This is a genomic window from Collimonas sp. PA-H2 (assembly GCF_002564105.1).
Classification (GTDB): Bacteria; Pseudomonadota; Gammaproteobacteria; order Burkholderiales; family Burkholderiaceae_D; genus Collimonas.
Genome location: NZ_PDBX01000001.1, coordinates 4,268,623 through 4,287,438, shown reverse-complemented (window position 1 = coordinate 4,287,438; position 18,816 = coordinate 4,268,623). Strand labels below are relative to the sequence as shown.

Here is an 18,816-nt window from a genome sequence, read left to right as displayed (position 1 = left end):
AGGAAAATATCTATCATGAAAAAACTGTTATTGACGGGGATATTCTGCGTATCAGCTATCTATTCAGCAGCCTCGCAAGCGACTTGCACTTTTGTGTCAGGCACCCCAACCGACGGCGAGACAATTCGCTTCGCCAATGCCGTGGTGCAAAGAGATGCACCACTGGGTTCAACCATTGCCTCCATCGCATCCAATACAATTGGCAATCGCCCTCTGGGCTTTATGCATTGCACTATTGGACCTGCGTATGTGGCCGCCTGGGTGGCTGAGGGGATGTCTACCGTCATTTACAACGGCGAGCAATTGTTCAACGTCGGCATTCCCGGTGTGGCGATGCGGGTAATAACGCCAGGGGTACAGGGGTCTTTCGGCAAATATATCGGCCCCTTTCCAAGACTTTACCCCAGCCCGCAGGGATGCCAGCTCAATGGGGCTGGCGATGCCAATTATTGCGGGGCCTTGTGGGGCCCGGTGACGTTCCAGCTGGTCAAAATTGGCAACACTGGCAGCGGCACGATTGCCATTGCAGGATCTATCGCGACTAGCGTCCCCAGTTTTACGTACACGTACCGGTATCAATTTGGGGCATCGACAGTCAATTCTGTCGCCTGTTCGGTCACCAATACCTCCATACCAGTCCCCATGGGCAATATCAACCGCAATCAATTTACAGGAGGAGTCGGTTCAGGGGCTGGCGACCGGGATTTTACCGTCAATCTGAATTGCGACGCCAGCACCAGGGTCAACATCATGCTCGAGGGTACCGCCCACAGTTCCGGCCGCCCTGGCATGCTGGCACTGAGTCCATCATCTTTCCCCATCGCCCAGGGCGTCGGCCTGGAGCTTTCCCGCAACGGCACGCCGGTGACGCTGGGCCAGCCGATCGCCACCGGCACGGCAGCCGCGGCCGGCCCCTACACAATCACCCTACACGCACGCTATGTCCAGACCGCCGCTATCGTCCCTGGCCAAGCCAACAGCACGGCGAACTTTACCATGACTTACAACTAGCCATGTCCTGCCAGCCCGGCAAGGCACGCCTTGGCAAGTACTCCATCCGAATGAAAAATCCCTATGACGTAAGGAGAATATGATGATCACTAAAAAACATGTGTCGACAACTCTCTCTTCCTATCAATTTACGACGATAGCCGACAAGAAATTTGCCTATCTCGATCAAGGCCAGGGATTCCCGCTTTTGCTGGGCACAGCTATCTGTGGGATGCACACATGTGACAACCGCAGATAGCCGCCCTTGCTCCACACTTTCGCGCCATCGCCCTTGATTTATGGGGACATGCAAGCTGGTATTGATGGATACCTATCTCGGTTCGAAACCCGTTGCATCTCAAGCAAAATACTTGGCTTTGCTGAATCAGATTGAACAAAACGGAAAGATTTCCAGCACACTCCCAGATATGATCGTTCCTCTATTTTTTCGCCCTGGTATTGATCTTGATTCCCCGCTGCCCCAGACATTCCGCCCAGCGTTAGCGGGACTGCCGGCAGATCAGCTGTTGCACAGCATTGTTCGGCTTGGCCGCCTGATTTTCACAAGAGAGGAGCCGCCCGCGGCTGCATCAGTTTGATCCGGACGAGACGCTGATTTTGGTTGGGGAGCACGATATTCCCCGGCCACCTGAAGAAGCAATTGCAATGGCAAAAATCACTGGTTGCCGTGTTAAAACGGTTGCCGACGCAGGACATAATTCAAATCTGGAAAATCCAGAAGCAGTCACCCGGATACTGCTTGATTTCTTGCTTGATTCGTAATGGATGTTGCCCCAGCCATGTCTGGGAAGCGTACAGGTTGTAATTTCAAAATTTTATATGGTGGGCTATCATCGCGACAGAAGTGGCCGCCACGCTTTTAGCAGCGCCCATGAAAAAATCCCTTTACTCGCATGAGTTAAAGGGATTTTTATGGCCATATGACATTCTGAGGAACGCCATAAGCCTGAATCTGGAGCGGGAGAAGAGGCTCGAACTCTCGACCTCAACCTTGGCAAGGTTGCGCTCTACCAACTGAGCTACTCCCGCGTTTTTACTGCTGTTTGCTACGCCATTTCTGCATCAACTACAGAGACGACATTATAGTTGTTCTGCAGAGCTTGTCAACAAATTTGAAATTTTCCAGCAGCTTTTTTCCCAAATCGTTAACCTTGCTTCACTCCTTGTTGTTTTCACCGCTGACCGCCGTGCTTTCCTTGATCAGGGGCCAGGCCTTACGCAGATAGTAAAACATCGACCACACCGTCAGCACCGCGGCGATTAGCAACAGCACCTGTCCCCAGAAACGGGTATTGATGCCAAGCAGATCGCCATAATACAACAGCATCGGGATGGCGACCATCTGTGCGGTGGTTTTAATTTTACCGATGGAGCTGACTGCCACCGATTTCGATGCGCCGATTTGCGCCATCCATTCGCGCAGCGCGCTGATCGCAATCTCGCGGCCGATGATGACGAAAGCGATGATCGGATCGACCCGCCCCAGATGCACCAGCACCAGCAAGGCGCCGGCCACCATCAGCTTGTCGGCGACCGGATCGAGGAAGGCCCCGAAGGCCGAGGTCTGGTTCCAGCGCCGCGCCAGGAAACCGTCGAACCAGTCGGTGACGGCGGCGACGATAAAAATGATGGTCGAAGCCAGGCCCAATTGCAATGTCGTAAAACCGAGATCCGGGAGATAGAAAACGCCAACCACCAGCGGAATCAACGCGACCCGCAGCCAGGTCAGTAAAATCGGAATATTAAATGGCATAAATAGTTTTATTGGTAAGGAAGCCTCGCTGTGCTAATTATCTAGGAGTATGAAGCTATTGGGAAATAAAACCTGCAAAAGCAACAAGCAGCGCCTCAATTGCAACATATGTCCGATTACCACTTGATTTACCGGATGCGCCCAAGGTCAATGTTAACTTCCTCGGGCTCAATGCAGCTGCCGGTAGATTTCCTCGGCCAGCTGCCGCGAGATCCCTTCCACCGATGCGATATCCTCGATGCTGGCATCCGCCACGCCGCGCAGGCCGCCAAAGCGCGCCAGCAGTTTCTGGCGGCGTTTGGCGCCGATGCCTTCGATCTCTTCCAGCCGCGAGCTCTGGCGCACCTTGGCGCGCTTGGCGCGCATGCCGGTGATGGCGAAGCGGTGCGCCTCGTCGCGAATCTGGGCGATCAGCATCAGCGCTGCAGATTCCTTGCCCAGCTCGCGCGCCGCGCGGCCGTCGGCGAAGATCAGGGTTTCCAGGCCGACCTTGCGCCCCTCCCCCTTGGCGACGCCAACGATCAGGCTGATGTCCAGGCCCAGTTCAGCCAGCACCTGGCGCGCCATTTCCACCTGGCCCTTGCCGCCGTCGATCAGCACGATATCCGGCATGACGCCGTCGCCGTTCGCCACTTTTTCGTAGCGCCGCATCAGCACCTGGCGCATCGCCGCGTAATCGTCGCCGGGCGTGATGTCCTTGATGTTGTAACGGCGGTATTCGCCGTTCTGCATCGCATGGTGATGAAACACCACACAGGAAGCCTGGGTCGCCTCGCCCGAGGTGTGGCTGATGTCGAAGCACTCAGCACGCAAGCTGTCGACATCCTCGACTTCAAGACCGAGGACTTCAATCAATGCACGCGTGCGGGCCTGCTGCGAACCCTGTTCCGACAACAGCCGGGCGAGTGAAATCTCGGCGCCCTTGTGCGCCATTTCCAGCCACTGGCGGCGCTGGCCCTGCGGCTGGAACAGCAGGTTGATGCGATGGCCGCACTGCTCCATCAGCGCCACCATCAGCGCCGGCTCGTCGAATTCGGTATTCAGGATCAGGATGCCGGGAATGAACATGTCGATGTAGTGCTGCGCCAGGAAAGCCTTCAGCACCGCCGCCTCGATAGACTCACTGACAAGCTCTTCCGGATTGGGCAAGGCGCCGTCGACATGGCTGGGGAAATACGCACGGTCGCCCAGGTGACGGCCGCCGCGCACCATCGCCAGGTTGACGCAGGCGCGTCCGCCCTGGACGATGACGGCGATGATGTCGATATCGCTGTCACCCACGGTTTCCATGCTTTGCTGGTGCAGCACGCGCGACAACGAAGTGATCTGGTTGCGCACGCCGGCTGCTTGCTCGAATTTCAGTTCGGCGGCATAGGCATGCATTTTTTGCTCCAGCGCGGACAGCACTTCTGTCTGGCGGCCGCGCAGGAACTTGGCGGCATTGTCGACATCGGTCTGGTAGTCTTCATGGCTGACCAGCTTGACGCAGGGTGCGCTGCAGCGCTGGATCTGGTGCAGCAGGCAAGGCCGGGTACGGTTGGCGAACACACTGTCCTCGCAGGTGCGCAGCAGAAATACCTTTTGCAGGATCTGCATCGATTCCTTGACCGCCCAGGCATTCGGGAAAGGACCGAAGTACTGGCTCTTCTTGTCGACCGCGCCACGATAGTAGGCCATGCGCGGATATTCCTGGTTGCTGATCTTCAGGTAGGGATAGGACTTATCGTCGCGGAACAGGATGTTGTAGCGCGGCTGCAGCGACTTGATCAGATTGCTTTCCAGGATCAGCGCCTCGGCTTCGCTGCGCGTGACCGTGGTTTCCAGCCGGGCAATGCGCTCCACCATCATGGCGGTGCGCGGGCTGGCCAGGTTCTTCTGGAAGTAGCTCGAGACGCGTTTCTTCAGGTCCCGCGCCTTGCCGACATACAGAATATTGTCGGCGGCGTCGAAATAGCGGTACACGCCCGGCAGGTTCGGCAGCTTGGCGACGGTCTCCAGCACCAGCGCGCGCGGGTCGGGTATTTCAGCTTCGGTCATGGCTTCCCGCTCATTTAGCCCAGCAATGATTGCGCCAGCGACCTTGCGGCCTGGTAGCGGGCATCGGCCTGCAATGCGTCCCAGCCGAGCGCCGCGCTTTGTGGCAGCAGCGCCATAAGGCGTGCACGCGAGGCAGCGGCACGATCGTCGTTGGCAGCGCCGCCGAGTCCGCTCAGCAACTGGTCGGCCTTGTCCGGCGAATTGCAGATCAGGACCACGTCGCAGCCGGCCTGCAATGCCGCCTTGGCGCCGTCCAGCACGCCGCCGGCGGAACTGGCGGCCTGCATGCTGAGGTCGTCGCTGAAAATCACGCCGTCGAAGCCGATATCCTGGCGCAGGATGTTCAGCCATTTTTTTGAAAACCCGGCCGAGTGCTGGTCTACCTTGGAATAGATCACGTGCGCCGGCATCACCGCCGCCAGGCTCATGCCGAGCCAGTCGTAGGGCTTGACGTCCTCTTCCATGATCTGCTCCAGGCTGCGCTCGTCGATCGGTAGCGACAGATGCGAATCGCCTTCGACAAAACCATGGCCGGGGAAATGCTTGCCGCAGTTCGCCATGCCAGCCAGCGCCAGGCCGTGGTTCAGGCTTTTCGCCAGCAAGGTCACCACGCGCGCATCACGGTGGAAAGCACGTTCGCCGATGACGGTGGAATCGCCGTAATCGAGATCCAGCACCGGCGTAAACGACAGGTCGACGCCACAGGCGCGCAGCTCGCTGGCCAGCACGAAGCCGACCGCGGTGGCAGCCTTGGTCGCCGCCAGCACATCTTTATCCCATAACTGGCCGAGCAGGCGCATCGCCGGCAAGCGGGTGAAACCATCAGTGCGGAAACGCTGGACGCGGCCGCCTTCATGATCGACCGCAATCAGGATGTCAGGCCGTGCCGCATGGATCGCCGCAGTCAGCGCGCAGAGCTGGGCGCGGTCCTGGTAATTGCGGGTAAACAGGATCACGCCGCCAGTGAGCGGGTGCTGGATGCGGCGGATATCGTCCGCGCTCAGGCTGGCGCCGGCCACGTCCAGCATGACCGGGCCCAGCGCGGTTTTTGCTACAGGATTACCACCACTCATTTTTGCTCCACGCGATTTTGTTCCACAATTACAAAGGCGACCGCGTATTCGACCTCATCAGTGATCGACACCTGCGCAGTCAAGCCCTTCTGTTGCATGTATTCTTCCAGCGCCGGATTGACCACCACGATCGGCTTGCCGCTGGGGGCATTCAAGGTTTGCATGGCGCGCCAGGTCATCGGCATCTTCATGCCCAACCCGAGCGCCTTGGAAAACGCCTCCTTGGCGGCGAAGCGGGTAGCCAGGAAACGAATTCCGCGCGCTTCCACCTTGGCTTTGCGCTGCAAGTATTTTTCCATTTCCTGCGGACCGAGGATTTTTCCCGCGAAGCGATCGCCATTGCGCTGCAGCGCCGCCGCAATGCGCGGAATCTGGATGATGTCGGTGCCGATGCCGTAGATCATGCTGAATCTTTTCCTATTGAAATTTCATAAAACACGACAAAACCACAATCTAGCCTTTCGTGGTGCTTAGGCCATGCAGCTACCTGGGGTCAGAGTGAACTTTCTGCGCGCTTTTTGCAGAAACTTCACTCTGACCCCACTTAGCGGGCTACGGAGTACATACCGCGCCGCTGGAAAATAAAACCATATAGCGCATTCTGTCTTTCTCCGAATCCGTCATGTGGGGTCAGAGTCGAGTTTCGCGAAAAAGCACCGCGAAAGTCGACTCTGACCCCAGATGACTCTGTCAGCTTAGCACCATGTTTAATTCGGCCTTTCCGGATGCGCTAAGCGCGCTTTCACCATCAGCGCCTTCATTTCACTGACCGCCGCCTGCCAGCCGACGAACACGGCGTGTGCGACGATGGCATGGCCGATGTTCAGCTCGGCGATATCGGGAATCGCCGCGATCGCCTGGGCGTTGGTGTAATGCAGGCCGTGGCCGGCATTCACCTTGAGGCCGCGCCGCACGCCCTCTTGCACCGCGCGCTGCACCCGCTCCAGTTCGGCGCGCTGTTCCGCTTCATCATGCGCTTCGGCATAGCGGCCGGTGTGCAGTTCGATCACCGGCGCGCCGACTTCGGCGGCGGCCTGGATCTGATCCGCCTCAGGATCGATGAACAAGCTGACACGTATGCCCTCGCCTTGCAGCTGGCGCACCGCGGCCTGCACCTGGGTGAAATATTTCACCACGTCGAGCCCGCCTTCGGTAGTCAGTTCATGACGGCGTTCCGGCACCAGGCAGGAATCCTGGGGCTTGATCTTGCAGGAGAAATCGATCATTTCCTGGGTCACCGCCGCTTCCAGGTTCATGCGTGTGCGCAGTTGCGGACGAATCGCTTCGACGTCGGCGTCGCGGATGTGGCGGCGGTCTTCGCGCAGATGCAGGGTGATGGCGTCAGCGCCGGCTTCTTCCGCCAGCAGCGCCGCCCGCAAAGGATCTGGATAAGCAGTGCCGCGCGCATTGCGTAGCGTCGCGACGTGATCGATATTGATGCCAAGGTCGATGATCGACGATGTTGGATTGAGATAGCTCATCGGTTGCTCAGTGTATGGATGGAGTTTATCGAGTATCAAGACTGCATTAATTCTGGCGTGCTGGCAATGCCGGCGTCTCCGGCGATGCCGCTGCATGCCGTTTCCAGTTCAACACAAAGAATGCCACAGCGCCGGCCACCAGTCCCCAGAATGCGGCGCCGACGCCGAACAGGGTAACACCCGAGGCGGTAACCAGAAAGGTGATCAGCGCCGCTTCGCGCTGGGTGTCGTTAGCCATCGCCATGGTCAGGCTGTTGGCGATGGTGCCGAACAGCGCCAGGCCGGCTATCGCCAGCACCAGTTCCTGCGGGAAAGCGGCAAACAAGGCGCCGACGGTGGCGCCGAACACGCCCACCAGCAGATAGAAGCCGCCGGCCGCCACTGCCGCCCAGTAGCGCTTAGCCGGATCTTCATGCGCTTCCTTGCCCATGCAGATGGCGGCGGTGATGGCCGCCAGATTCAGCGAGAAGCAGCCGAACGGCGCCAGCACCAGCGTAGTCAGCCCGGTCCAGGTCATCAGCGGGGAAATCGGCGTACGGTAGCCGGAGGCGCGGATCACGGCGACGCCGGGCGCATTTTGCGAAGCCATGGTGACCACGAACAAGGGAATGCCGACGCCGATGATGGTGGACCAGGAAAAGCTCGGCATGGTGAATACCGGTGAGGCCCAGGCGAAATGGAAATGCTCGAAATGCAGCAGGCCGCGGCTGGCCGCCAGCCCGACTCCGATCAGCAGCACGATGATGATGGCATAGCGCGGCAGCCAGCGCTTGCACAGCAGGTAGGCCATGAACATGGCAAACACCATGACGAATTGCGGCTTCATGGCGACAAATACATTCATGCCGAAATGGGCCAGGATGCCGGCCAGCATGGCGGCTGCGATCGACAGCGGGATCTTGCCCATGGCGCGCTCGAACCAGCCGGTGACGCCGCACAAGGTCACCAGGGCGGCGGCGAACATGAAGGCGCCGATCGCGTCCGCCATCGGAATACCGGACAGGCTGGTGACCAGCAAGGCGGCGCCTGGCGTCGACCATGCGGTGACTACCGGGGCCTTGTAGCGCAGCGACAAGCCGATGCAGGTCAGTCCCATGCCGAGTCCCAGCGCCAGCATCCATGAACTGATCTGCTGTGGCGTGGCGCCGGCGGCGGCAGCTGCCTGCAAGACGATGACCGCGGAACTCGTGAAACCAACCAGCACGGTGACAAAACCGGCAGCGACGCTAGACCAAGGGAAATTTTTCATCGGCTATCAACTATTTATCGGCTACTTGTTATCCACTCAATGGTGCACTCAGCGGCTGCCCTACAACTGCATCAGATCTATCAGTATCTGGCGCGTGTTCAATGGCGCCCCTCCCAGATGATGCGCCAGCAGGAAACGCATCAGCACCTTGCTTTGCGCCTGGGTGGCGGGATCGCTGTAGTCTTCGCGCTCCATGTCGAGCAGGGTCTTGCCGCTGACCCGTGGCCAGGCATCGGCCGCGCGCGCCAGCCGCGGGCCGCGCTCGGGATCGACCACGTAGCTTTCAGCCGGATCGACCGGCTGGCGGCTGCTGGTGCAGCGGGTGAAATCGCCGGCCACGCCAGTCTGCTTGAGCAGCGCTCTTTCGAACTGGCGCAGGACGATGGGCGCCGGCTCCAGATGGGCCAGCTGATTGAGGGTGGTGACGTAATGATTGAACAAGGCGGCATGCGGATCGTCGCGCGCGACCAGCTTGACCAGCAATTCATTCAGGTAGAAGCCGCACAGCAGCGCCGACTTTTCCAGCGGCAGCAAGCCGCCTACCCATTCGGCGGCGATCAAGGTGCGGATTTCGGATTTGCCGCTCCAGCTCAGCGACAGCGGCTGGAAGGTTTGCAAAACGCCGCGCAATTTGGACAAAGGCCGCTTGGCGCCTTTGGCGACCAGCGCGATGCGGCCGTAGTCGCGGGTGAAGACATCGATGATCAGACTGGTTTCGCGATGCGGATAGCTGTGCAGGACAAAGCCTGGCTGGCCGCTGACGCGGGTATCTCGCTCCGGAATCCGGGCGCGCCGCTTGGGTCCGGCAGCTGCTGCGGTGGCGGCCGGGCCGGGGGCGATGCTGATCAACACGGCGGCATCGTCCGGCAGCGCCTGCTCGGCGTCGGCATCAGCGATGATCGCGTTCATGTCTGGCGGTTAGGCGTGTGGTGAGCGGGTGGCTTATTCGTAGCCGTAGGCGCGCAATCCGGCTTCGTTGTCGGCCCAGCCGGATTTGACCTTGACCCAGATTTCCAGGTAGACCGGACCGCCGAACAGGCGTTCCATGTCGAGCCGCGCCTGGGTGGAAATATCCTTGAGGCGTGCGCCCTTCTGGCCGATCACCATCGATTTGTGGGTGTCGCGCTCTACCAGGATCGCCGCAAAAACGCGGCGCAGATTGCCTTCCAGTTCGAATTTTTCGATCAGGACGGTGCTGGTGTACGGCAGTTCATCGCCGACGAAACGGAATACTTTTTCACGGACGATTTCGGCCGCCAGGAATTTTTCGCTGCGGTCGGTAATGTCATCCTCGCCGAACATCGGCGGATTGGCCGGCAAGTGCTTGCGGATTTCGCCTTGCAGATTGTCCAGCTGGAACCGCAGCTTGGCCGATACCGGCACCACCGCCGCGAAGTCGCGCATGGCGGCGATCTTCTGCGCGAACGGCAGCAGCACGGCCTTGTCCTTGACCCGGTCCGACTTGTTGATGACCAGGATGCATGGCACGTTAGCAGGCAACAGCGCCATCACCTGCTGGTCGGCCGGACCGAAAGTGCCGGCTTCGATGATGTACAGGATGACGTCGGCCGCTGTCAGCGTGGTGGTCACGGTGCGGTTCAGCGTCTTGTTCAGCGCATTCGAATGGCGGGTCTGGAAACCTGGCGTATCGACGTAGACGAACTGGGTATCGGCGACAGTCTGGATGCCGGTAATCCGGTGCCGCGTGGTTTGCGCCTTGCGCGAGGTAATGCTGACCTTGGCCCCGATCAGTTCATTCATCAGGGTCGACTTGCCTACGTTGGGGCGACCGACAATCGCGATATAGCCGCAACGGAAATCAGTTGCCGGCGATGCTGCGCTTGGTGCCTGGGGTGTAGAGTCTGTCATGCGGTTTTCGATTTACTCGTAGTATGGGGTGCTGCATTAGGGGTGGATACAGTCGCGCCGGCGGGATTGCCCGCTGCTGCCGCGACGGCGGTTTCGGTGACAGCATGGGCTGCCGTGCCGGCCTTGGCCGCGGCACTTGTTGGCGCAACATTTTCGGCGCTGCCGTTGGCTGCCTTGGCCGCCACCTTGGCCGGCGTTTCGGCCACGGCTTTTTCCTTGGCCGCGGCGCCAGTTTTGGCGCTGGCAACTTCTGCCGGCGCTGCCGCTACCGTTGCGGCAGGTGCATCCGGAGCGTCCGGCTGGATCGTGGCGATGCCGCTCAGTTTCAGCTGCGCGGTACGCGGCTTGGCTTTTTTTGCGGCCGAAGGGGCTTTGACAAAAGCTTTTTGCACTGCTTCCAGCGCCAGCTTGGCTGCCGCCTGTTCGCCGGCGCGACGGCTACCGCCGCTGCCGAACACCTGGATATCCAGCTTAGGCACCAGACATTCGATTTCAAATTCCTGGTTATGCGCGGCGCCATGCGTGGCGACCACATTGTATTGCGGCAAAGCGATCTTTTTCCCTTGCAGGTATTCCTGCAGCAGGGTCTTGGCATCCTTGCCCAGAGTCTTGGGATCAACCGTATCCAGGATCGGGATATACAGGGCGCGGATCACATCCCGCGCGGCGTCGAACCCGGCATCCAGGAAGATCGCGCCAAACAAGGCTTCCAGCGTATCGGCCAGGATCGAAGGACGGCGGAAGCCGCCCGATTTCAGCTCGCCTTCGCCCAACCGCAGGAACTGCGACAATTCCAGCCTCTGCGCGATTTCGTACAGCGACTGCTGCTTGACCAGGTTGGCCCGCACCCGCGACAGATCGCCTTCGTCTATCTTGGTGTAGCGGTCAAACAGCAGGGACGCGACCACGCAGTTCAGGATCGAATCGCCGAGGAACTCCAACCGCTCGTTATGCAAGGTGCTATGGCTGCGATGCGTCAAGGCCTGCTGCAATAAAGTAGCATCCTTAAAAGTGTGGCCTAGCCGATTTTGCAATAACATGAGGTCCATTTTTTTCGCCGACACCTATGGTCGCCGTCTGCTGCTGTTGTTGATTGATGCGGTTATTCGACGCCGTTATTCGACGCCGTTAGTCGACGCCGCTAGTCGATTATATTGCTGTTTTACTATTTTGCAGTGCTGCCAGCGTAGTCGATCAACAGGCTGACCGGTCCGACCAGCGGAATCTTTTTCTGGTACGCAAAGCTGATCTGGATATCGTCGCCGTTCTTGCTGATGTCCAGGTCTTTGCCCGAAATCGCATCGATATAGCCTACTTCAGCCTGCTTGTTAAATGCGTTCTGAATTTCCTGCACCGTAGTGCCGCCCGTCTTGGCGCTGACAATCGCCTTCTTGATAGAAAAATATTCGATCGTGGTCGGTGTCACCTTGGCTATCAGCACGCCAATGCAACCGAGTACCGCCAAAATAACGATCAAGCCAAATAATGTGATGCCTTGCTGCTTACGTGGTGCTACAGACATTCTTGTCATCCCTGACTCCGCTTTCGATTATTTGATTTATTTAAAGAAAGTACCAATACGCTTGAAATTACCCAGGTTCATCCAGACAAGAAATGCCTTTCCGACAATATTCTCATCCGGCACGAATCCCCAATAACGACTGTCTTCGCTGTTATCCCGATTATCCCCCATCATGAAATAATTTCCAGCAGGAACCGTACAGGTGAAACCTTCCGGGTTATAGCTACAGGCTTCCTTGTTAGGAAAATCCATCACGCCTTCCAGCGAAATCGGCGGCCGGCTGCTGCGTACCGCGATCGTATGTTGTACGTTTGACAAATTCTCTGTGTACTGCTGGGAGTAATCCAGCGTATCTTCATTCAGGTAGTCCGGCAACGGCGTATAAGAAAGAGCTTGACCATTAATTGTTAAGCGCTTGTTTTGGTAAGTTATTTTATCACCGGGCACCCCAACCACGCGTTTGATGTAGTCGAGCGACATATCCTTCGGATATTTGAACACCATCACGTCGCCGCGCTGCGGATGATTCATCTCGATCACTTTTTTATTGATGATCGGCAGACGGATACCGTAAGTGAATTTGTTCACCAGGATCAGGTCGCCCACCAGCAGGGTCGGCACCATCGAACTGGATGGAATCTTGAACGGCTCATACAGGAACGAGCGCAGGAAGAACACCATGGCGATCACCGGGAAGAAGCTGCCAGAATATTCGACCCAGGTCGGCTGGCGCAGCAAGTCTGCCTCCAGCGCGGCGCGGCCGCTGTTTTCCAGCTTGATGCCGTCGGCGCTCAGCTTGGCGTTGCGCGCATCGAATTCAGCCAGCGCGGCGTCAGCATTGGCGCGGCGCTGCTTGCTCAGGGAGAAGCGGTCATAAAACCAGATGACGCCGGTGACAATGGTAAGGACAAACAGGATTAATGCGAAATTTCCTAAGATCGATTGCAATGTCATTTTTCATCCACTTGTAAGATTGCCAGGAATGCTTCTTGCGGGATCTCGACGGAACCCACCTGCTTCATGCGTTTTTTACCGGCCTTCTGCTTTTCCAGCAATTTGCGCTTGCGGCTGATGTCGCCGCCGTAGCACTTGGCCAGCACGTTCTTGCGCAGCGCCTTGACGTTTTCACGCGAAATGATATTGGCGCCAATGGCCGCCTGGATCGCCACGTCGAACATCTGGCGCGGAATCAGCTCGCGCATCTTGGCGGCGACGGCGCGGCCGCGGTACTGGCTGTTGGCGCGGTGAACGATGATCGCCAGGGCGTCGACTTTTTCGCTGTTGATCAGCATGTCGACCTTGACCACGTCGGCCGAACGGTATTCCTTGAACTCGTAGTCCATCGAAGCATAGCCGCGCGAGGTCGATTTCAGGCGGTCAAAGAAATCCAGCACCACTTCGGCCATCGGGATTTCATAGGTCAGCTTGACCTGCTTGCCGTGATAGCTCATGTCGATCTGCTGCCCGCGCTTCTGGGTGCACAGCGTGATGACCGAGCCCACATATTCTTGCGGCATGTACAGGTTGACCGTGACGATAGGCTCGCGCACTTCTTCGATATTCGACGGATCCGGCATCTTCGACGGATTGTCGACCAGCATGATGGTGCCATCGCGCTTGACTACTTCGTAGATGACGGTAGGCGCGGTGGTGATCAGGTCCATGTCGAACTCGCGCTCGAGACGTTCCTGGACGATTTCCATGTGCAGCAAGCCGAGGAAGCCGCAACGGAAGCCGAAACCCAGCGCCTGCGATACTTCCGGTTCGTATTGCAGGGCGGCGTCGTTCAGCTTGAGCTTTTCCAGCGAGTCGCGCAACGCATCGTACTGATTGGCCTCGACCGGGAACAGGCCTGCAAACACCTGCGGCTGCACTTCCTTGAAGCCGGGCAAGGCTTCAGCCGCGGGCTTGGACGCCAGCGTGACCGTGTCGCCCACCTTGGCTGCCTTCAATTCCTTGATGCCGGCGATGATGAAGCCCACCTGGCCGGCCGACAGCGATTCGCGCGACTGCGATTTAGGCGTGAACACGCCGACGCTTTCGGTCAGATGCTGGGAGCCGGTAGCCATCAGCAGGATCTTGTCCTTGGGACGCAAGGTGCCGTTCTTGATACGCACCAGCATGACGACGCCGACGTAGTTGTCGAACCAGGAATCGACGATCAGGGCTTGCAAAGGCGCATCCGGATCGCCCTTCGGCGGCGGCACCTTGACGATCAGCGATTCCAGTACTTCGCGCACGCCGAGGCCGGTCTTGGCCGAGCAATGCACGGCGTCGTGGGCGTCGATCCCGATCACGTCTTCGATTTCGGCAATCGCATTGTCCGGATCGGCCGAAGGCAGGTCGATCTTGTTCAGCACCGGCACCACTTCCACGCCGAGATCGAGCGCGGTATAGCAGTTGGCCACAGTCTGGGCTTCCACCCCTTGCGAGGCATCGACCACCAGCAGCGCGCCTTCGCAGGCCGACAGCGAACGGCTGACTTCATAGCTGAAGTCGACGTGGCCGGGGGTGTCGATCAGGTTCAGATTGTAGATCTGGCCATCCATCGCCTTGTACGTCAAGGCCGCGGTCTGGGCCTTGATGGTGATGCCGCGCTCGCGCTCGATATCCATGGAGTCGAGTACCTGCGCTTCCATCTCGCGGTCGGACAAGCCGCCGCAAGACTGGATGATACGGTCCGCCAGGGTAGATTTACCGTGGTCGATATGGGCGATGATGGAGAAATTACGGATGTTGTTCATTGACAGACGCGATTACAAAAAAAGCGCTCTGAGCCGGGCTCAGTCCAGTGTCTTGTGTTTGGCGGCACAAAGGAATTTTTGTCCCGGACGCGGCGCGGAGCGATAGCGAACTATCGCGGGCATGCGCAACAACGTATGGGGCAAAAAGACGAGCTGTGCCGGCAAGTACGAAACACTGCACTTGTGTCCCAGGCGAGCGCCTTTTATGACAGGTTATTCAGTGCCGCCATTTTACCGGATTTCAGAGGGGAAAACCGACAAATCAAAGGCCTGAGAGTATTGCCTTCCAGTATAGCAAGGAAAGCAGATTATCAACATACTCCTATAAGTATCTTAAAAGCACCTTAAGAACAGCGTGATGCCGCGCTATTTTTGAGTATCAGTGCCGGAGTATAGATACACAAGCCGATTTAGTGCAAATTAAACAAGTAATGTAGAGCAATGTCGGTTTATTGCAAATAAATCATGGGAAATTTGAGCAGCAGGACCCTGCTTATGCGCTCAAAAATTGCTTTACCGACTCAGCATCGAGGAAATAGTGGCAGAGCTGCGTCGCTGCCTCTTCGTTATTGCTGCCCGCCAGAACCGGCACCAGCTCATCGTATTTCGCCACCAGTGCGGGATCCGCGTCGACATCAACCACGTCGACGGTGAACCAGCCCGCATCATTCCCATCCGCGGGCCGCAAGGCCAGCAGAGCTTGCAACATGTCTTCGCACAGATGGCAGTAAGACCGGCTATACAAGATGAAATGTTTTTTTGGCATGCATTCACGCTTTTAGAAAAGCCTGGCCGGAAAACAAAAAGCTGCAGACCGTACAGATCTGCAGCCCCAGACAAGAATTACCGCTTAAATCAGTTACTTGGACGCAAAGGCACGAATTGCGATGACTCGCCGCGCCGCACCAGCAGCACCGCCATTTTCTTCGGCTCAAGCTTAGCCACCAGGACGTTGAACTGCTTGGCGTCCTTGATATCGGTATTGTTCAGGCGCTGCACCACGTCACCGGCACGCAAGCCGACCTTGGCTGCGCTGCCTTCAGCCGATTCGACCTGCACGCCGCTGTCGATGCCCAGCTCTTTCTTCTTGGCCTCGTTCAAATCACTGACAATCAGGCCGAGCGCATTGGCGACCTGCTGTTCCTTCTTCGGCTTGACATCGTCGTCGCTGGCGACCTTGTCGGCAGCCAGTTCGGTGATGACGATCGGGAAGTCGCGGCTGCTGCCCTTGCGCCAGACGCTGATAGTGCCGCGCGCGCCCGGCTTGGCATTGCCGACCAGGCGCGGCAGATCGTTGGCTTTTTCGATCGCCGTGCCGTTGAATTTCAAGATGATGTCGCCCGCCTGCAAGCCAGCCTTGGCCGCCGGACCATCCGCCTCAACCCGCGCCACCAAGGCGCCTTCAGCCTTCGGCAGGCCCAGCGATTCCGCCACATCCTTCGTGACTTCGCCGATCTGCACACCGATGCGGCCGCGCGTCACCTTGCCCGAGGCTTTCAGCTGATCCGAGACGCGCATCGCTTCATCGATAGGCACGGCAAACGAAATCCCCATGAAGCCGCCGGAGCGGCTGTAGATCTGCGAATTGATGCCAACCACTTCGCCGCGCATATTGATCAGCGGGCCGCCGGAATTGCCGGGATTGACGGCAACGTCGGTCTGGATCAGCGGCAGGTAGTCGCCAGTGTCGCGCGCCTTGGCCGAAATGATGCCGGCGGTCACGGTGTTTTCCAGGCCGAACGGCGAGCCGATCGCCAGCACCCATTCGCCGGCCTTGATCTTGTCGGAATCGCCCATGGTCAGGCGCGGCAGGTTGGCGCCGTCGATTTTCAGCAAGGCGACGTCGCTGCGGGTATCCGCACCGATGACCTTGGCCTTGAATTCACGCTTGTCGGTCAGCGTGACATACACTTCGCTGGCGCCATCGATTACGTGGGCATTGGTCATCACATAGCCGTCGGCGGAGATCACGAAACCAGAACCGACGCCGCGCGGCACTTCTTCCTGCGCCTTCGGATCAACCTTGCGGCCACGCTGGCCAGGGGCCTGCGGGCGCGGCGTGTTAGGGATTGGAACGCCAAAAAAACGACGGAAGAATTCCTGCATCTCGTCGTCGCTCGGGTCGCCTGAATCGCCCTGGCCGGACCTGATTTTTTCGGTGGTGCGGATATTGACTACTGCCGGCCCGGTCTTTTCAACGATATCGGTAAAGTCCGGTAGACCGGAGACCGGTGCGGCGATTGCCTGGGGACCAATGCCGACCATGGCTGGAACAAAAAAAGCGGCAGTCGCGCTGACTGCCATTGCAGATAAAACACCACGAACCGGCCCAAGCATTTTCATAGTCATAAAGTTTTATTTGTTTTTGAGTTCAATCGAATTCGCCACCTGCCTCATCGCTGCTGGCGGCACGTCACCAACAATCGTCAACCAATAATCCCCCTGCCGCTTGCCGACAATATTCAAAGCTCCCTGCTGCAGGGAGCCTTCGGTACGGCTTTGACTGCCCGGCTCGATGAATATCGAAATCGCCACCAGCCCATCCGAAAAAATCAATTGCGATACTTCGCGTCGCGCTGCCGCCGGCGGCGGCGCGCTGGCGCTGCTCTTGGCTGGCGGGCCGTCAGTCACCAGGCGCTTGAGTTCGCGTACCTTCTTGAATCCGGCAGGCATGCCGGTGACGCTCCATTCGTTCAGATTGGCTGGATTGATGACATTGCTTTCCGTATGCCAGCTGCTGGTGTTGCCGAAACTCGGCTTCAGGCTGCGATGGTCGACATTGCCTATGCCAATCTGGGTAAATGAAATCTGCTCGATGATTTCATTCTTGCCGTTCAGAGTCTGCGCCCGCAACAACAGGCCGGAATTCTTTTCCGCCCACAGCTTGTAGCCATAGCGCATATTGTCCTTCGGCTCCAGCAGCACGGCCTGGCAATCGAAACCGGCAACCCGCCCGGTCTCGCCCAATTTTATATTGTAGTAATCGCTCAAGTCGGACGGCAGCGCGGCCAGGATGGCAGGAAAACCATCCTGGGTGACGCGCTTTTCGACGATCTTGGTTTTCGTCTCCGGCATGTAGCCAGTGACGTCTTCATTGCGCCGGATATACTCGCGCGGCTGACCGTCGAGGATTTCCAGTTTTTCTATCTCATTCCGACCTTCGAGCACATGCGTAATACGTGAAGTACGTATCTGGTTGGCCTGCTGGTAGATGAAAGTGCCGGAATAGTTCAGCTTTTGCGCCGCCGCCTGGATTTTTTTCAGCAAGGCTTGCGCATCCTGCCTGTCGGCAGCATTTCCGGCATCCGTGCTTTCCGCCTGGGCGGAAAGCACTATCATCATCGACAGCAATACTCCCAGTAATACTCCCGGCAAAACTCGCGCCTGCCGCATATTAGTTATCAGCATCAGGTGCAAATTTGGCTGGCCGTGCGTACTGCGCAGCGCTGTAAAGGGAAGGAGAGAAACGCTGATGCGCCGACAGATATTCATCCATCCGCGAATCACGCAATACTTCTCCGGCATGCGTCATGACGCGAACGTCGCCAGCATTGGACGCCAGGGCCAGTTGCGAAGTTGCCACCGCAGCAGGAGCAGGCGCCGGGGCGCTGACGATCGCCAGCTGCGGCGAAATGATGAATGCCGCCGCCGCCACTGCTGCCGCCGCCATGCCTGGCAGGGCAAAGCGCTTGATGCTGCGCCTGCCGCCTGCGACAGCGATATGCACAGGCTGGCCGCCACCGACAGCGATCTGTTCAGATGGCTGCACGGTGACGGCCAACGGCGCTGCAATGATCGTTGGCTCGGCATCGAGCCGCGCCGACATGCGCGCCGAAAAATCCGAACTCATGGTCAGCGCCATATCGTCGGAACGCAGGATATCGCCTATCTGGTGATAGACATCCCACGCATCGCGGCCGTCGGCCTGGCGCAAGGCCGCCAGCGCCATGTCAATATAGGCGCTGGATAACTCCCCATCAGCCAAGGCAGAAATCTGCTCTTGGGTCATATCTTTGGTATTCATAAGTCACCTTAAAACCTGGCCAACCCCTTCGTTCCCGAAAAACCACTATCTTT

The 18,816-nt window shown here is 58.2% G+C and carries 19 protein-coding genes and 1 tRNA gene; 3 read left to right on the top strand and 17 right to left on the bottom strand.

Features of this window, described 5'->3' with window-relative positions; genetic code table 11:
* Positions 1–15 precede the first annotated feature (15 nt).
* The 3 genes from BCF11_RS19715 (at position 16) to BCF11_RS28670 (ending at position 1,773) form a co-directional block, all read left to right on the top strand.
* Positions 16–1,011 (top strand): fimbrial protein, encoded by a 996-nt coding sequence (locus BCF11_RS19715; RefSeq protein ID WP_158229236.1) that lies wholly within the window; start codon positions 16–18, stop codon positions 1,009–1,011.
* 302 nt (positions 1,012–1,313) lie between these two features.
* Positions 1,314–1,589 (top strand): hypothetical protein, encoded by a 276-nt coding sequence (locus tag BCF11_RS28675; RefSeq protein ID WP_369827795.1) that lies wholly within the window; start codon positions 1,314–1,316, stop codon positions 1,587–1,589.
* A 67-nt stretch (positions 1,590–1,656) separates the two neighbouring features.
* Positions 1,657–1,773, top strand: a complete 117-nt coding sequence (locus BCF11_RS28670; protein WP_369827794.1) for an alpha/beta fold hydrolase — start codon at positions 1,657–1,659, stop codon at positions 1,771–1,773.
* 191 nt (positions 1,774–1,964) lie between these two features.
* On the opposite strand, the gene BCF11_RS19705 is transcribed toward BCF11_RS28670, so the two are convergent.
* The 17 genes from BCF11_RS19705 to BCF11_RS19625 form a co-directional block, all read right to left on the bottom strand.
* Positions 1,965–2,040: transfer RNA gene (locus BCF11_RS19705), tRNA-Gly, on the bottom strand.
* Between the two features lie 127 nt (positions 2,041–2,167).
* A complete protein-coding gene (pgsA, locus tag BCF11_RS19700) occupies positions 2,168–2,764 on the bottom strand; it encodes a CDP-diacylglycerol--glycerol-3-phosphate 3-phosphatidyltransferase (RefSeq protein WP_098496249.1) in 597 nt (198 codons plus the stop codon).
* Positions 2,765–2,932: 168 nt separating this feature from the next.
* Positions 2,933–4,801, bottom strand: coding sequence for an excinuclease ABC subunit UvrC (gene uvrC, locus BCF11_RS19695; protein WP_098496248.1), 1,869 nt, complete (start codon positions 4,799–4,801; stop codon positions 2,933–2,935).
* Positions 4,802–4,815: 14 nt separating this feature from the next.
* The gene (gene nagZ / locus BCF11_RS19690) at positions 4,816–5,874 is read right to left on the bottom strand and encodes a beta-N-acetylhexosaminidase (RefSeq protein ID WP_098496247.1); all 1,059 of its coding nucleotides are present in this window, start codon (positions 5,872–5,874) and stop codon (positions 4,816–4,818) included.
* Positions 5,871–6,278, bottom strand: a complete 408-nt coding sequence (gene acpS, locus BCF11_RS19685; RefSeq protein WP_098496246.1) for a holo-ACP synthase — start codon at positions 6,276–6,278, stop codon at positions 5,871–5,873. Before acpS ends, nagZ begins: the two co-directional genes overlap by 4 nt.
* A 303-nt stretch (positions 6,279–6,581) precedes the next feature.
* Entirely contained in the window at positions 6,582–7,355 is a 774-nt protein-coding gene (gene pdxJ / locus BCF11_RS19680; protein ID WP_098496245.1) for a pyridoxine 5'-phosphate synthase, read from the bottom strand.
* 46 nt (positions 7,356–7,401) lie between these two features.
* Positions 7,402–8,604 (bottom strand): benzoate/H(+) symporter BenE family transporter, encoded by a 1,203-nt coding sequence (locus BCF11_RS19675; RefSeq protein WP_098496244.1) that lies wholly within the window; start codon positions 8,602–8,604, stop codon positions 7,402–7,404.
* Positions 8,605–8,664: 60 nt separating this feature from the next.
* Positions 8,665–9,513 carry a DNA repair protein RecO gene (gene recO / locus BCF11_RS19670; protein WP_098496243.1) on the bottom strand — a complete coding sequence of 283 codons (849 nt, stop codon included), beginning with the start codon at positions 9,511–9,513 and terminating at the stop codon, positions 8,665–8,667.
* A 33-nt stretch (positions 9,514–9,546) separates the two neighbouring features.
* Complete coding sequence (era, locus tag BCF11_RS19665; RefSeq protein ID WP_098496242.1) at positions 9,547–10,473, bottom strand: GTPase Era; 927 nt, start codon at positions 10,471–10,473, stop codon at positions 9,547–9,549.
* Complete coding sequence (gene rnc, locus BCF11_RS19660; protein ID WP_098496241.1) at positions 10,470–11,522, bottom strand: ribonuclease III; 1,053 nt, start codon at positions 11,520–11,522, stop codon at positions 10,470–10,472. Before rnc ends, era begins: the two co-directional genes overlap by 4 nt.
* A gap of 116 nt (positions 11,523–11,638) precedes the next feature.
* Entirely contained in the window at positions 11,639–12,004 is a 366-nt protein-coding gene (locus BCF11_RS19655; protein WP_098496240.1) for a DUF4845 domain-containing protein, read from the bottom strand.
* A 27-nt stretch (positions 12,005–12,031) separates the two neighbouring features.
* The gene (lepB, locus tag BCF11_RS19650) at positions 12,032–12,949 is read right to left on the bottom strand and encodes a signal peptidase I (protein WP_098496239.1); all 918 of its coding nucleotides are present in this window, start codon (positions 12,947–12,949) and stop codon (positions 12,032–12,034) included.
* Positions 12,946–14,739 (bottom strand): translation elongation factor 4, encoded by a 1,794-nt coding sequence (gene lepA, locus BCF11_RS19645; protein ID WP_061939070.1) that lies wholly within the window; start codon positions 14,737–14,739, stop codon positions 12,946–12,948. The genes lepB and lepA overlap by 4 nt, the downstream gene beginning before the upstream one ends.
* A gap of 493 nt (positions 14,740–15,232) precedes the next feature.
* Positions 15,233–15,505 carry a glutaredoxin family protein gene (locus BCF11_RS19640; RefSeq protein WP_098496238.1) on the bottom strand — a complete coding sequence of 91 codons (273 nt, stop codon included), beginning with the start codon at positions 15,503–15,505 and terminating at the stop codon, positions 15,233–15,235.
* Between the two features lie 89 nt (positions 15,506–15,594).
* A complete protein-coding gene (locus tag BCF11_RS19635; RefSeq protein ID WP_233212549.1) occupies positions 15,595–17,043 on the bottom strand; it encodes a DegQ family serine endoprotease in 1,449 nt (482 codons plus the stop codon).
* A gap of 51 nt (positions 17,044–17,094) precedes the next feature.
* Complete coding sequence (locus BCF11_RS19630) at positions 17,095–18,132, bottom strand: MucB/RseB C-terminal domain-containing protein (RefSeq protein ID WP_098496237.1); 1,038 nt, start codon at positions 18,130–18,132, stop codon at positions 17,095–17,097.
* Between the two features lies 1 nt (position 18,133).
* Positions 18,134–18,763 (bottom strand): sigma-E factor negative regulatory protein, encoded by a 630-nt coding sequence (locus BCF11_RS19625; RefSeq protein ID WP_098496236.1) that lies wholly within the window; start codon positions 18,761–18,763, stop codon positions 18,134–18,136.
* Positions 18,764–18,816: the final 53 nt, after the last annotated feature.